The organism is Shinella sp. OV683, from assembly GCF_057787725.1.
On the sequence record NZ_CM173543.1, the window covers coordinates 3,123,478 to 3,137,269 of the forward strand.

Genomic DNA, 13,792 nt, shown 5'->3' on the forward strand with positions numbered 1-13,792 from the left:
CGCACTGAAAAGATGGAGGGAATTGCATGCATGATCCCAACGCCCTCCATCCCATCGCCACATCGGTTGCGGATGTCCTTGATCGCTATTCCACTGAGGTCCGTGCCAAACTGCTCGCACTCAGAGCTGTCGTCCTGGCGGTGGCCCACGAGGAAAACGTCGGCCCGGTCGAAGAGACGTTGAAATGGGGCCAGCCATCCTATCTCTGCGCCAGCGGAACGACGATCCGTATCGACCGCGATGAGACGCACGGCGGTGATATCGCTCTCTACGTGAACTGCAACACCAGCCTCGTCAGCGAATGGCGCGAGCGGTTTGTTGAATTCAGCTTCGGCGGCGACCGCAGCCTGCATCTCAAGTTGGATGACGATCTCGACGATGCACGATTGAAAATCTGCATCGCCGATGCGCTGACCTATCATCGCCGCAAGAAGCCCGGACGACGTTAGGCAACGGCCGAGATATCAGACATCCGAACCTGCGGAAACGTCGGTGGTGGATTCCGCTGGGGCCGCCGAAAGCTGATCCACGCGGGCCTTTTCGAAGATCTCACGCAACTTCTGTTCCTGCGACCGGTCGAGATTGGTGCGGATGATGCGGCCGCCATGCTTGCCCATCGCCTCGATGACGCGGTCGGATGAAGCGCGCTCCGCCATCACGAAAAGCGCCGCCTGGCCTGGCTGCAGCACCGAGGCGACGTCCTTCATGAAATCATCCTTGATGCCGTAATCCGAAAGCGCACCGGCCAGCGCGCCGGAGGCCGCGCCCGCTGCGACACCGATCAGCGGATTGAAGAGCAGGATGCCGGCCAGCAGGCCCCAGAAGGCGCCGCCGCTGGCGCCGAGCGCCCAGAGATTGACCATCTGGTGGAGCTTGATCTGCCCGTCGGCCTCGGCTGTCGCGACCACGGCATCGCCGATGTTGAGGAGATATTCCTTTGAAAGCTGGTACAGGCCGGTGCGGGCATCTTCGGCCTGCGCCTGATTGTCGTAACCAAACACGATGAGTTCAGACATTTGCTTTTCCTCTCACTGGATCATCTCGATCTGGGCGGCTGGAATGACCGCTCGCCAGTTAGAGTATAAATATGTGAAGGGCGTGCAACAATGATTGGGGATCGATTGGGGATCGCGCTCAACGAAACAGGAACGATCAGCCCAGCTCGAATGTGGTGATGCCGAAGATGTTGGCGAGCGGCAGATTTGGCATCGTGCCGCGATACATTCGCGCGGTCTCGAATACGGGCGCCATGCCATGACATTCGCAGAGCGCACGCGCTTGAATGTTGGGTTCGGGAATGTCGAGATAGATCATCCCACCGCCAGCCAAGCTCACCAGATGCCGAAAAATCCGGTTGGCGACCTGTTCGTTTGCGGCAAACAGTGGCCCAATCTTGTGACCCTGGCGGCAGGCGCGAATCGTGCCGAGGCCAACGATCTCCCCATCCTCGATCAGACCCACACTGCTGCGCGTCGGCGTATCCGACAACCACTCTCTCATGAAGTTCGCGCGTGGCGCCGGATTGTGCTGTGCATCGTAGGCGATGAAATCTTCGATGCGGTCGGCAGGGATCGATGTGATCTCCGGATCCTGTTGTCCCACCTCGATCTCTCCGCCATAGCGCCAGTTGGCATGGGCATAGGCAAAACCAGACTTGCGGTAATTGTCCTGCTGGGCAGCGACGCCATCCAGCCCGATTGTCGTCGCGCGGCTGCTTCCGATAACGGCGTTCCAGAGCCGGTACCCAATCCCCTGCCCGCGAAAATGCGGCTCGGCGATATAGAAGCCGAGGAACGCATAGGACGGATGGTGATGGACGAGCGAGATGGAGGCGGCGGTGCGGCCGTCAAGTTCAGCCAGCCAATAGCCCGAGGAATCGGCTGAAAGGAACGGGCCGAGATCATCCAGGCCGGGATTCCAGCCTTCGCGTGCCGCCCAGTCGATCATGTCAGCGACGTCACCGGGTCCTGCCTGTTTTATCTGGATTGCCGTCAAGTCGTCGCTCCTCGCATTCGCATTTCGCATGTGCAGCACAGGTTTTAGCGAAATTCCAGCGCAGTCAACCAACCGCGGCATATTTGGTTTTTCCGCCTGTGATATGCTTGCCGAAATGCGGCTTTCTGCTAAAAGCGGTTCGCAATTGTCATACTTATTGGGAAGAGGCACCACATGGCACCCATCAAGCTCGCGATCGTCGGGGTCGGCAAGATCGTCCGCGACCAGCATCTGCCGTCTATCGCCGGGAACGCGGATTTTCAGCTCGTGGCGACGGCGAGCCGCCATGGAACGGTGGACGGCGTGCCGGCGCACAAGACCATCGAGGATATGCTTGCCGCGCATCCCGAGATCGAGGCCGTCTCGCTGTGCATGCCGCCACAATACCGCTATGAAGCGGCGCTCGCAGCACTGAATGCGGGCAAACATGTCTTCCTGGAAAAGCCGCCGGGCGCAACCATTTCCGAGGTCGAGGACCTCAAGCGGATCGCCGATGCCAAAGGCGTATCGCTGTTTGCCAGCTGGCACTCGCGCTATGCTCCGGCCGTCGAACAGGCCAAGAGCTACATTGCGGCCTCGCCGCTGAAATCGATGACCGTCACCTGGAAGGAAGATGTGCGCCACTGGCATCCCAATCAGGCCTGGATTTGGGAACCGGGCGGCCTCGGCGTCTTCGATCCCGGCATCAATGCGCTGTCGATCGTCACCCATATCCTGCCGAAGCCGGTGTTCATCACCGAAGCGACGCTTGAATTCCCGGAAAACCGCGCAGCGCCGATCGCCGCAAGCATGACCTTCAGCAATGCTGACCGTCATGTCGTCAATGCGGTGTTCGACTGGCGCCAGACCGGCAAGCAAAGCTGGGATATCGAAGCCGAGACGGCTGCTGGCAAGATGCGGCTCGCCGATGGCGGTGCCAAGCTGTTCATCGACGGCACGCTTGCCTATGAAGCGCCGGAGGAGGAATATCCCAACCTCTATCGGCGTTTTGCCGAAATCGTCAAAGCCGGCGTCAGCGATGCCGACATCTCGCCGCTGACGCATGTGGCCGACGCCTTCATGCTCGGCCGCCGCAAGATCGTCGAAGCCTTTGAGGATTGAGGCAAGCTGCGGCCGGTGGCTTAACCTGCTGGCAATGCTTGAATGCTACCGTCCCCGGGTGCAATTTTGTGCCCGGGGTTTTTCATGCGTCTCCATACCAATGCATTTCTGAATGCCCTCGGGACTTTTCGCGCCCAATTTTTGCGCCTGCTCGGCAATCGCAGCGGCAATATTGCCATGACGTTTGCGCTTGTCGCGGTGCCGACATTGCTCGGTATCGGCGTCAGCATCGACTACGCTCGCACCTACAACGTCAAGGTCAAGATGCAGGCCGATCTCGACGCGGCGCTGATCGCCAGCGTCAAGGAAGTCGATAGCCTCACAGAAGACCAGATCAAAGACAAAGTCACGAAGTGGTTTTCCGCACAGGCGGACTCGGTTGAGGCCTCCAGCTATGTGCTCTCAACCAATACTATCACGATCAGCAAGACCAATCGCACGATCAAAGCGGTGGCCACCGGTATCGTGCCGACAACCTTCCTCGGATTGGCAAACATTAAGTCGGTGCCTGTTTCCGTCACCACATCCGTGGCTGGGCCGGCGACGTCATATCTCGAAGTGTACCTGGTCCTGGATAAGTCGGCGTCGATGATGCTGGCCGCAACGACGGCGGGTCAGACCGCGATGTACAATGTAGTCGACAAAAACGGCAACAAAAGCAAATGCGTCTTCGCATGCCATACTGCAGAAGGTGGTCCCTGGAAATACAACGGCGGCACGTACAGCACTAACTATGCCGTTGCGAAGGCGATGGGTGTAACGCTTCGGTCGGACGTAGCGGTGACCGCCGCGCAAGAGGTGCTGGACATGGTTTCGGCTTCCGATCCGACGCAGTCGCGCATCAAGGTCGGGCTCTACTCGATCGGCAGCACCGCCGCGGAGGTTCTGGCTCCAAATTCCTCAATGACAACGGTCAAGACCACGCTGCTCAACGATTCAAAGGGACTCACGAGCGCGACTTCACAACCTACGACCTATTTCAATACCTCGCTCGACAAGCTCGAAACGCTGGTCGGTTCCGCCGGCGACGGCTCCTCGGCAAGCAAACCGCTTAAGCTGGTGCTGCTCCTGACCGACGGGGTGCAGTCCGAACGACCCTGGGTTACCGATAATCCGGATGGGATCTGGAAATGCGTTTCCACGGTTAGCGGAACGTGCGTCAAATACAACAGCACATATTTCCCAAACCAGACATACACTTCGCCGCTAAATCCGGCTTGGTGCAAGGACCTCAAGAACGCCGGCGCAACAGTTGGCGTTCTCTATACCGAATATTTGTCGATCGATTATGACTGGGGCTACAACGGTACGGTCGGAGACACCATGAAGACAAGCAGCTTCACCTCGAAGTGGGGTGGAACGCTAGAAACGGGCGTTTCCAACACGATCACCCGTCGGAATTACATCCCCTATGCGCTCAAGGGCTGCGCCACGTCCAAGGACATGTTCATTTCTGCAGCGGACCAAGACGCGATCGAGCAAGGCCTCTCATCGCTTTTCCAGCAATATCTGGGTTCGGTCAGGCTGACCCAATGACCCGACAAGGACCGATGTCATGAAGACATTTCGCCAACTCATCAAGGACAGGAAGGGCAGCGCGGCGATCGAGTTCGCCATTCTGGCGCTGCCGTTCCTTGTGCTGATTTTTGCGATTGTCGAGCTGTCGATCATGTATTTCGTCGATTCCGGCCTCGATGCCGCCGTCCACAAGGCGGTGCGCCAGGTGCGCGTCGGCACGGCCAAAAGCGCGTCCTGGGATATCAACAAATTCAAAACGGCGGTCTGCACCGAGCTTTCTTTTTCCTTCTCCTGCTCGGCAAACCTCAAGGTTCGGGCGAGCGTGATCACCGACATGAATTCGGTGACCAAGATCTCGGGCATCAGCGGCGGCACGCTCACCGTCACCGAAGATTTCAACATCGGAGGATCGGGCGACTATGTGCTGATCCAGACCTTCTTGCCTTGGGACCCCGTCATGAAGCTCTATGCCTTTTCCGGCGGACGCCTTTCCGATGGCCGTTACGTACTGGGCGCCGCTGAACTCTTCAAGAACGAGCCCTTCTGATGCTGACGCGAGATTTCATCCACATGTGTTCGCAGGGCCGCTTCTTACCTGTGCTCCGGAAGCTCAAATCCGACAAACGGGGCGTCTCGGCGATCGAATTCGTGCTGATCTTCCCGATTCTGGTGGCCCTGCTCGCCGGAACGGTGGATTTCGGTCAGGCTTTGATGGTTTCGCGCAAGATGAACCAGATTGCCGGCACGCTCGGCGACATGGTTTCGCAGAAATCGGACTGGACGAGTACCGACGTCAACGCGATCATTGCCGGCTCTTCCACTATCATCCAGCCTTTCGACCAATCGAAGCTGACGATCCAGCTTGCCGTGCTCGACGTCGCAACCGATCTTTCCACCAAGGTCAATTGGGCGAAGGGTTACAACGTCACCGCTCTGGCCAAAAACGCCGCCTCGCCGGTGACGATTTCAAAGGACATCGCCGAAGCCGGCGTGCAATTGATCGCGGTCAAGGCGACCTACGACCTGACTACGCCATTTTCGACGCTGCTGAAGCCCGTGACCGGCGTCACCGCCTATCATTACAACAAGACCTTCATCATGCGGCCGCGCGTCAAGGACACGATAACGCTGGATTGACACGCGGGGTCTTTTCACCGCGCTTTGCGGGATGCCGAACTCGATCTGCCTAGGCTTTCTTCTCCCAGCGGCCGTCGCGATTCTGCTGCCAATAGGAAAGTGCATGGCCCTCCCCTTTCAGCTTCTTCCACTGATTTCGCGCAAGGCCGAGCTGGGTTTCGTCATAGCCATCGAACATGAAGACGACGCGCTCATAACCTGCGAGGTCGGGGGGCTCGGCGCCATCGACCATGAACCGGACCGTTGCGGAATTGGCATTGCCCTCGCCCGTGGTGATCAGGATCGGCTGGGCATCGGCATGCGGCGCCTGTTCGGTACCGTGCGGCAGGAAGCTCTCCGCCCGGAAGGTCCAGAGATGGCCATCGAGGAAGGCGCTTCTTTCTTCACTCACCGTCTGGACGGCAACGCGCCAATTGCGCTCGATGCTCTTTTCGAGCAACGGCGGCAGCGCGTCCTCCATCTTGGTCTCGGTGAGGTGGTAGAACAGGATATCCATGTCGAGGATCTTATCCTTCGTAATAGCTTCTCACCAGCTCATCCAGCAGCCGTACGCCAAAACCCGAGGCCCAGGACTGGTTGATCTCATCGCCCGGCGCCCCCATGGCGGTGGAAGCGATGTCGAGATGCGCCCAAGGCGTGTTGCCGACGAAGCGCTTCAGGAACTGTGCGGCGGTGATCGCGCCACCCTGGCGGCTGCCGCCGGTGTTCTTCATGTCGGCAAAGCGGCTGTCGATCATCTTGTCATAATCGCGGCCGAGCGGCATGCGCCAGAGTCGCTCATTGGTCTGGATGCCGGATATCAGCAGATTGGCGGCAAGCGTGTCGTCGTTGGTGAACAGTCCCGCATGATAGGAGCCGAGCGCCACGCCGATCGCGCCGGTCAATGTCGCCAGATTGATCATGAAGGCAGGCTTGAATCGGTCGTTGCAATACCAGAGTGCATCGCCGAGCACGAGACGGCCCTCTGCATCGGTGTTGATCACCTCGATCGTCTGGCCGGACATCGAGGTGACGATATCGCCCGGACGCTGGGCGTTGCCATCGGGCATGTTTTCGACAAGGCCGATGATGCCGACAGCATTGACCCGCGCCTTGCGGGCGGCCAGCACGTGCATGAGGCCGGTGACGGCAGCGGCGCCGCCCATGTCGCCCTTCATGTCCTCCATGCCGGCGGCAGGCTTGATGGAGATGCCGCCGGTGTCGAACACCACACCCTTGCCGACGAAGGCACAGAGCTTGTCCTTGGGCTTGCCGCCCTTCCATTGCATCACCACCAGCCGCGGCGGACGCACCGAACCCTGGGCAACGCCGAGAAGCGCGCCCATGCCGAGCTTGCGCATTTCCCGCTCGGTGAGGATCTCAACAGTAACGCCGAGTGCTTCGAGCTCCTTGGCCTTGGCTGCGAATTCCGAGGGACCGAGTATGTTTGCAGGCTCATTGACCAGATCGCGGGCGAGGATGACGCCATCGGCAACGGCGGTGGCGGTCTCGAAATGGCGCTTGGCGGCGGTGGCCACCGATGTCAGGATGGTGATCTTCAAGGGGCTCGAGGAGCCGTTGTCCTCGACGTCGTTCTTGCCGGATTTGTATTTGTCGAAGCGGTAGCTGCGCAGCAGCATGCCGAGCGTAAAATCCGCAACTTCCTTGGCCGAGACGGTGGCGCCCGGCACATCGAGGTAGATCGATGCCTTGCCGTCGGCCTGGTCGAGCGCAGCTGCCGCAACTCCGCCGGCCTTCAGCCAATCATGCGAGGTGATATCGCCCGATTTGCCGAGTCCGACCGCGATCATCCTGTCGGCCGGAGAGCCGGCAGGCGCAAGCATGTCGAGTTTCGTGAGTTTTCCGAGCTTGAACTTGGCGATCTTCGCCGCCTTGGCGAAGGTCGCCGACGGATCGACGATATCACCGCCCGAAATTTTCCCCTCGTCGCTCAAGCCTAGAACAACCGCCGTACCGCCGGTTTGCTTTGCGGAGCGGACAAAAGAGATTTCAAAGCGGGATTTCATCAACACACCATGGCAATTGGGAAGAATTTCAACGAGTCAGCATGAATGAAATCGTCATTGCAAGTGCTGGGTGCCTTATTTTGCGCTTCAAGCCTCAAGAATCTGCGCAGTTTGCCGCAATTTTCTCCAACGGCACGTGATGACGATCGAAATATCGCAACGAACGTCGCAATAATGAGCAAAACAGCATTCGATTACATAGAGATCATCGGCCGATGCTCATCTCTGAGGCAAGTCTTCGAATGCCGGCTGCGCCTTGAAAAGGTCTGAGTCTGCCACTTGAAAAAACAACCGGTCGAGACGACTTGATCGAAACCGGCAAAAGTGCCAAACCGCATCAACGCATCGTCCCCGGCGGTGGGGCGGGTTCCACAGCCAATTCTCGGGTTTTGCATGACATTGCTGGAATCCTATATATTCCGCCGGGTCTTCCGGATGTTTCTGGTGGCATTGGTTCCAGTGCTCGCCATCATATGGACGACGCAGGTTCTGTCACGGATCAACCTCGTGACCGACAGCGGCCAGTCTATTGGGTCGTTCGCGCTGCTTGCCTCGTTCATCCTGCCGACGATCATTCCCGTCGTGCTGCCCTTTGCGCTGGTCATCGGCGTGACGCAGACGCTGCAGACGATGAACACCGATTCCGAGTTTGCCGTCATTGACGGTGCAGGCACTCCGCGCAAGAGGCTCTACAATCCGGTGCTGCTGCTCGCCGCCCTGCTTTGTGTCGCATCGTTCTCGATCGACAACTTCCTGGAGCCGGTTTCCCGCCTCGGCATGCGCAAGACGATCGCCGCGACCTATGCCGATCTGCTGTCGTCGGTGATCGAGGAGAAGGCCTTCCGCAAGATCGACGAGGGTCTTTACGTCCAGATCTCCGAGCGCGTGCAAGGCCGGGTGATGCGCGGATTGTTCGTCGCCGATTCCCGCGATCCGCGATTCGAGATGGTCTATTATGCGCGTGAAGGGGCGGTTGATGAAAGCGGCGGCACGCTGATTATGAAAGATGGAGAGATCCACCGCAAGTCGCTGGACGGCTCGGTGTCGATCATCCACTTTGATTCGTATTCCTTTGATTTGTCGGAGCTTTCCGAAACGCGCGGGCAAGCAAAGCTCAGGGCGACCGACCGTAACCTTGGCTTTCTGCTCAGTCCGGATCCCGCCGATCCCGACTATATGGAAAAGCCGCTGGAATACACGGCTGAACTGCACCGTCGACTGACAGACTGGTTCTTTCCGGTAACATTCGCGCTGATCTCACTTGCAGTGGCCGGAAGTGCGCATTCCAACCGGGAGCGCACGGTGCCGCCGCTGATACCGGCGCTGACGATTGCGTTTGCCGTTCGTTGGGGCTCTTTCTTCCTGGCCAACCGGATCGAAGCATCGACGGCAAATGTTGCCATGCTCTATATATTCCTGATCCTGGTGAACTTGCTGCTCATCGCCGCGATCCACCGCAGCACCAAGCAGCTCGGCAAATCCAGGCCGCTGGCCGAGCGTTTCGATCGACCCATCAGCCGGCTGCTGGGCTTTCGGCGCTCCTCGCGGGATAAGCCGGAGGCGTCACAATGATGACAGGTACGCTCTTTCGCTATTTCCTCAAGCGCCACCTGATGACGATACTCTGGTTTACCCTGGGCGTGTCTGCCCTCGTCTTCCTGATCGATTTCATCGAAAATTCCGCGCTCCGGGGCACGATTCCGGGTTTCACGCTGTTTGACAGCCTGTGGCTGACAATGTTGCGGCTGCCGATGATCCTGCAGCAGACGGTGCCGTTCATCATGCTATTTGCGGGAATCACCACGCTGGTGACGCTGAATCGCCGCCAGGAGATGGTGGTGACGCGTGCGGCGGGCATATCCGTCTGGCAGTTCATGATGCCGTTTGTTACCGGGGCCATCATCACCGGGCTGATAACGCTGTTTGCACTCAATCCGATCGCTGCGGCGGGCATGCGGGTGGCGACCCAGATCGAGGCGAACGCCAAGGCTGCCAAGCAACTCAATCGCCGCAACCAGCCGATTCCCTGGCTTCGCCAGATCACGGCCGACGATGACGTGATCATCGGTGCCGAGAATGTCGGTCAGGATGGAACCTCGCTCCACAACGCCGTCTTCATCCATTTCGGGCCGGAGAGCCGAATCATCCTGCGACAGGATGCCGTCACGGCTAATTTGAAAGATGGTTACTGGCTTCTTAACAAGGTCAAGGAGACACGCCCCGGCCAGATGTCGGTTGCGCTCGAAACGGCACAGGTGCGCACCAATCTGAAACGCGAGTTCGTGCAGGAGCGCTTGTCGCGACCGGAAACCGTTGGTTTTCTCGGGCTTCCGAAAAAAATCGAGGCGGCGCGCTCGTTCGGGGTCTCAACCACAGCGCTCGAAACGCAATTTCATTCGCTTATGTCGATGCCATTCCTGCTCATCGCCATGACTCTCATTTCGGCAACAGTCTCGTTAAAATTCAGTAGGTTCAACCAATCCCAGACGATGATTTTCGGTGGCGTCTTCGCAGGCTTCGTGCTTTATGTGGCTACCGTGCTTATCAAAGCATTTGGGAGCAGTGGTGTTGTGCCTCCGTTCGTTGCAGCCTGGATTCCAGTCGTGATCGCAATGTTTCTGGGAACTACGCTGTTGCTTCATCAGGAGGATGGTTAGTGGCGGCAGGCGCCCGCGAGTTGAAGACCAAGCTGGGCGCGACCCTCGTTGCAGGGATGGCGGCGCTCGGTCTTATGCTGTCTTCCGTTGAGTTCTCGCATGCACAATCGGAACAGTCGCTTGCCAATCCAAAGATGCCGGCGAACGCGAAGCTGTTGCTCACGTCTTCTGAACTGATCTACGACAAGGATAATGAAAAGATCGTTGCCGTCGGCGGCGTTCAGATCAATTATGGCGGCTACAGGCTGGTCGCCAAGCGCGTCGAATACAATCAGAAGACCGGCCGCATGATGGCGCTCGGCGATATCGAACTTATCGAGCCGGGCGGCAATCGCCTTTATGCCCAGAAGATGGACGTCACCGACGACTTCGGCAACGGCTTCATCGACGCGCTGAGGATCGAAACGACAGACAATACGCGGCTCGTCGCCGTGAAGGGTAGACGCGTCAATGCCGAGGAGATGATCCTCGAAAACGGCGTCTACACGGCCTGCGAACCCTGCAAGCAGCATCCGGAAAAGCCGCCGCTCTGGCAGGTCAAGGCCGAGCGGGTCATCCAGAACGGCAAGACTCATACGGTACGGCTGGAAAACGCTAAGTTCGAACTGTTTGGCAAGCCGATTGCCTATATTCCGGTGCTCGAACTGCCGGACCAGACCGTGAAGCGCAAATCCGGCTTCCTGTTTCCGACGATGAGTTCATCACAGAATCTCGGCTTTGGCCTCGGCATCCCTTATTACCAGACGCTCGGTCCGCATATGGACGCGACGCTGACGGTCATGGGCTATACAGCACAAGGCGCATTGATCGACGCGGAATTCCGCCAGCAGTTCAAATACGGCCTGCACACCCTCCACATTGCCGGCATCGATCAGATGAACCGCCAGAATTTCACGGCCGGCACTTCGGACGCCGAGGAAACGCAGCGCGTCGGACTTTCCTCGAAGGCTGACTTCAGGTTCAATCCGCGCTGGACGTTCGGCTGGGATGCGCTGCTGCAAAGCGACAACAACTTCGCGCGCACCTACTCGCTGTTCGATTCCGACGAGGCCGTTCATACCAACCAGATGTACCTGACCGGTCTCGGCAACCGCAATTCGTTCGACATGCGCTCCTATTATTTCGATGTGCAGGACGCAACGCTCAACAATCGGGCCGAACACGAACAGGCGATTGTCCATCCAGTCCTTGACTATACCCACTATGCACCGCAGCCGATTCTTGGCGGCCAGTTGAAGACTGATGTGAACTTCACCAGCCTGACACGCACGTCCACCGACAAAGTGAGCTGGCTCGGCGGGATCAATGTTGCAGATCGCTTCCCTGGCCTTGCGGGCAGCAGCGATCGGCTCACCGCCGAAACCGAATGGAAGCGCCAGTTTGTTGTGCCGGGCGGGATGGTGGTGACACCGCTGCTCGCGGCGCGCGGGGACGGCTTCCGGCTCGACACAAACGCGCCTCCATCGTCCTATACCGGCGACTACTATACCGGCACGGATCCCACCCGTTACATGCTGACCGCTGGCATCGAAGCACGCTACCCGATCCTGATGACGACGGATAATTCCAGCCATATATTCGAGCCGATCGTGCAGATCTACGCAAGACCCGACGAGCAACTCGCCGGGGCGCTGCCGAATGAGGACGCACAGAGCTTCGTATTCGACGCAGCCAATCTGTTCGAACGCGACAAATTCTCCGGCTTTGACCGCGTGGAAGGCGGAACACGCGCCAATGTCGGTTTCCGCTACACCGGAACCTTCGATAACGGCTATACCGTGCGCAGCATATTCGGCCAATCCTACCAACTCGCGGGCAAGAACTCGTTCGCCACCCATGATCTGGTTAATGTCGGCGCTAATTCTGGCCTCGAACACGCCCGTTCTGATTACGTCGGTTCGGCGGGCATCGAAGTGCCAAACGGCATGTCGTTTTCTCTCGGCGGACGCGCTGACAAGAAAAACCTGGAGATCCAGCGCACGGATTCGACCGTCGGTTATAATTCGACGTGGCTGCAGACCGAAGTCACCTATTCGCAGATCGCTGCACAGCCGGCTTATGGATTTCCGAAAGATAGCAACGAGGTCCAGACGACCGGCGCCATCAAGTTCAAGCAGAATTGGTCGCTCTATGGTTCGCTCACCTGGGACATGGACAGCAACGTCCTGACCCAGCGCGGCATCGGCTTCGGCTACGACGACAGTTGCACGGTCCTTCAGGTTGCCTTCCAGCAGTCTACCGATATTGGTGACAAGACAGCCAACGACTGGCAGATCGGCGCGCGCCTGAGCTTCAGGACGCTCGGCGACATCAATGTCGGAGATTCTAAGCTTCCCGGCTTCAATTGACATTGTTTTGCCGCAAGGAATGTGCAATCCCAGCAGCAATCTGTTGGGAACAGACATTGAAAACTTCGCGAAAGGTTTGCGTATGATGTCGAGAATGACCAATTTGCGTTCGCTGATCATTGGCGCCGCGTCATTGGTGATCGCGGCCATTGCCATGCCTCAGGCGGCGATGTCGGAAAGTGCATCTGCTATCAGGGCCATCGTCAACGGCGTGGTCATCACCAGCGGCGACGTGGGCAAGCGCGTGAACTTCCTGAAGCTCCGACAAACGAAGGGCAATCTGCAGAAGATTGCGCGGGATGAGCTGGTCGATGAAGTGCTGATGCGCCAGGAAATCATTCGAACAGGCAATTCTGTCAGCACAGACGATGTCGACTCTGCCTATGGCCGGTTTGCCAAGAGCAACAAGATGAGCTTGGAACAACTGTCGCGTATCCTGACGCAAGCCGGTATCGGCGCCGATCATTTCAAGGCCTATATTGGCGTGCAGATGAGTTGGCCACGCGTCGTGCAGGCGCGCTATGGCGGCCAGGGAATGACCAACGATGAGCTCGTCGATCGCCTCCGCAAGGAGGGTGGCAAGAAGCCGACGACCACCGAGTACTTTCTGCAAAAAGTGATTTTCGTCATACCGGAATCAAAGCGGGGCAAAATTACCGGCAAGCGCAAGTCTGAAGCCGAAGCTTCACGCAAGAGCTATCCCGGATGTGAGCAGGCGAAAGTCTTTGCCGCGACGATGAAGGATGTATCAATCATCAACATTGGCCGCGTGCTCGAACCTCAGTTGCCGGACAATTGGAAGGCGGAAATCTCAAAGACCCAGGTCGGTGGCACAACCGGTACCCAGGTGTCGGAGATGGGGGTCGAGTATCTCGGCATCTGCAAGAAGCGGGAGGTCTCGGACGATCTCGCGGCACAGGTGGTCTATCAGGCCAAGGACCTGCAGACGGCCGAGAAGGATTCTGCAGACCCGAACAGCAAAAAGTATCTTGAGAGCCTTCGCAAGAATTCCACGATCGATCTGCGTTGA

At 58.2% G+C, this 13,792-nt stretch carries 13 protein-coding genes; 9 read left to right on the forward strand and 4 right to left on the reverse strand.

Features of this window, described 5'->3' with window-relative positions:
* Positions 1-26 precede the first annotated feature (26 nt).
* A complete protein-coding gene (locus tag ACXHRN_RS15005) occupies positions 27-449 on the forward strand; it encodes a DUF1801 domain-containing protein (RefSeq protein WP_488637115.1) in 423 nt (140 codons plus the stop codon).
* Positions 450-464: 15 nt separating this feature from the next.
* Here the strand turns inward: ACXHRN_RS15005 and ACXHRN_RS15010 are convergent, their stop codons facing one another.
* Both ACXHRN_RS15010 and ACXHRN_RS15015 read right to left on the reverse strand, forming a co-directional pair.
* Positions 465-1,016 carry a DUF1269 domain-containing protein gene (locus tag ACXHRN_RS15010; RefSeq protein ID WP_488637116.1) on the reverse strand — a complete coding sequence of 184 codons (552 nt, stop codon included), beginning with the start codon at positions 1,014-1,016 and terminating at the stop codon, positions 465-467.
* Between the two features lie 136 nt (positions 1,017-1,152).
* Positions 1,153-2,025, reverse strand: coding sequence for a GNAT family N-acetyltransferase (locus ACXHRN_RS15015; protein ID WP_488637117.1), 873 nt, complete (start codon positions 2,023-2,025; stop codon positions 1,153-1,155).
* A 144-nt stretch (positions 2,026-2,169) separates the two neighbouring features.
* Here ACXHRN_RS15015 and ACXHRN_RS15020 point away from each other — a divergent pair, with 144 nt between their 5' ends.
* The 4 genes from ACXHRN_RS15020 (at position 2,170) to ACXHRN_RS15035 (ending at position 5,751) form a co-directional block, all read left to right on the forward strand.
* Entirely contained in the window at positions 2,170-3,096 is a 927-nt protein-coding gene (locus tag ACXHRN_RS15020; protein WP_488637118.1) for a Gfo/Idh/MocA family protein, read from the forward strand.
* Positions 3,097-3,237: 141 nt separating this feature from the next.
* Positions 3,238-4,632 carry a TadE/TadG family type IV pilus assembly protein gene (locus tag ACXHRN_RS15025; protein ID WP_488637119.1) on the forward strand — a complete coding sequence of 465 codons (1,395 nt, stop codon included), beginning with the start codon at positions 3,238-3,240 and terminating at the stop codon, positions 4,630-4,632.
* A gap of 19 nt (positions 4,633-4,651) precedes the next feature.
* A complete protein-coding gene (locus ACXHRN_RS15030; RefSeq protein WP_488637120.1) occupies positions 4,652-5,161 on the forward strand; it encodes a TadE/TadG family type IV pilus assembly protein in 510 nt (169 codons plus the stop codon).
* Positions 5,161-5,751 (forward strand): TadE/TadG family type IV pilus assembly protein, encoded by a 591-nt coding sequence (locus tag ACXHRN_RS15035; RefSeq protein ID WP_488637121.1) that lies wholly within the window; start codon positions 5,161-5,163, stop codon positions 5,749-5,751. The genes ACXHRN_RS15030 and ACXHRN_RS15035 overlap by 1 nt, the downstream gene beginning before the upstream one ends.
* A 49-nt stretch (positions 5,752-5,800) precedes the next feature.
* On the opposite strand, the gene ACXHRN_RS15040 is transcribed toward ACXHRN_RS15035, so the two are convergent.
* On the reverse strand, positions 5,801-6,247 hold the full coding sequence (locus ACXHRN_RS15040; protein ID WP_488637122.1) for a DNA polymerase III subunit chi: 447 nt from the start codon (positions 6,245-6,247) through the stop codon (positions 5,801-5,803).
* 10 nt (positions 6,248-6,257) lie between these two features.
* On the reverse strand, positions 6,258-7,757 hold the full coding sequence (locus ACXHRN_RS15045) for a leucyl aminopeptidase (protein ID WP_488637123.1): 1,500 nt from the start codon (positions 7,755-7,757) through the stop codon (positions 6,258-6,260).
* 393 nt (positions 7,758-8,150) lie between these two features.
* Here ACXHRN_RS15045 and ACXHRN_RS15050 point away from each other — a divergent pair, with 393 nt between their 5' ends.
* From ACXHRN_RS15050 to ACXHRN_RS15065, 4 genes are all read left to right on the forward strand, one after another.
* Positions 8,151-9,329: an LptF/LptG family permease gene (locus tag ACXHRN_RS15050; RefSeq protein WP_488637124.1), complete on the forward strand. Its 1,179-nt coding sequence runs from the start codon at positions 8,151-8,153 to the stop codon at positions 9,327-9,329.
* On the forward strand, positions 9,326-10,414 hold the full coding sequence (gene lptG / locus ACXHRN_RS15055; protein ID WP_488637125.1) for an LPS export ABC transporter permease LptG: 1,089 nt from the start codon (positions 9,326-9,328) through the stop codon (positions 10,412-10,414). The genes ACXHRN_RS15050 and lptG overlap by 4 nt, the downstream gene beginning before the upstream one ends.
* On the forward strand, positions 10,414-12,762 hold the full coding sequence (locus ACXHRN_RS15060) for an LPS-assembly protein LptD (protein ID WP_488637126.1): 2,349 nt from the start codon (positions 10,414-10,416) through the stop codon (positions 12,760-12,762). Before lptG ends, ACXHRN_RS15060 begins: the two co-directional genes overlap by 1 nt.
* An 85-nt stretch (positions 12,763-12,847) precedes the next feature.
* A complete protein-coding gene (locus ACXHRN_RS15065) occupies positions 12,848-13,792 on the forward strand; it encodes a SurA N-terminal domain-containing protein (RefSeq protein ID WP_488641913.1) in 945 nt (314 codons plus the stop codon).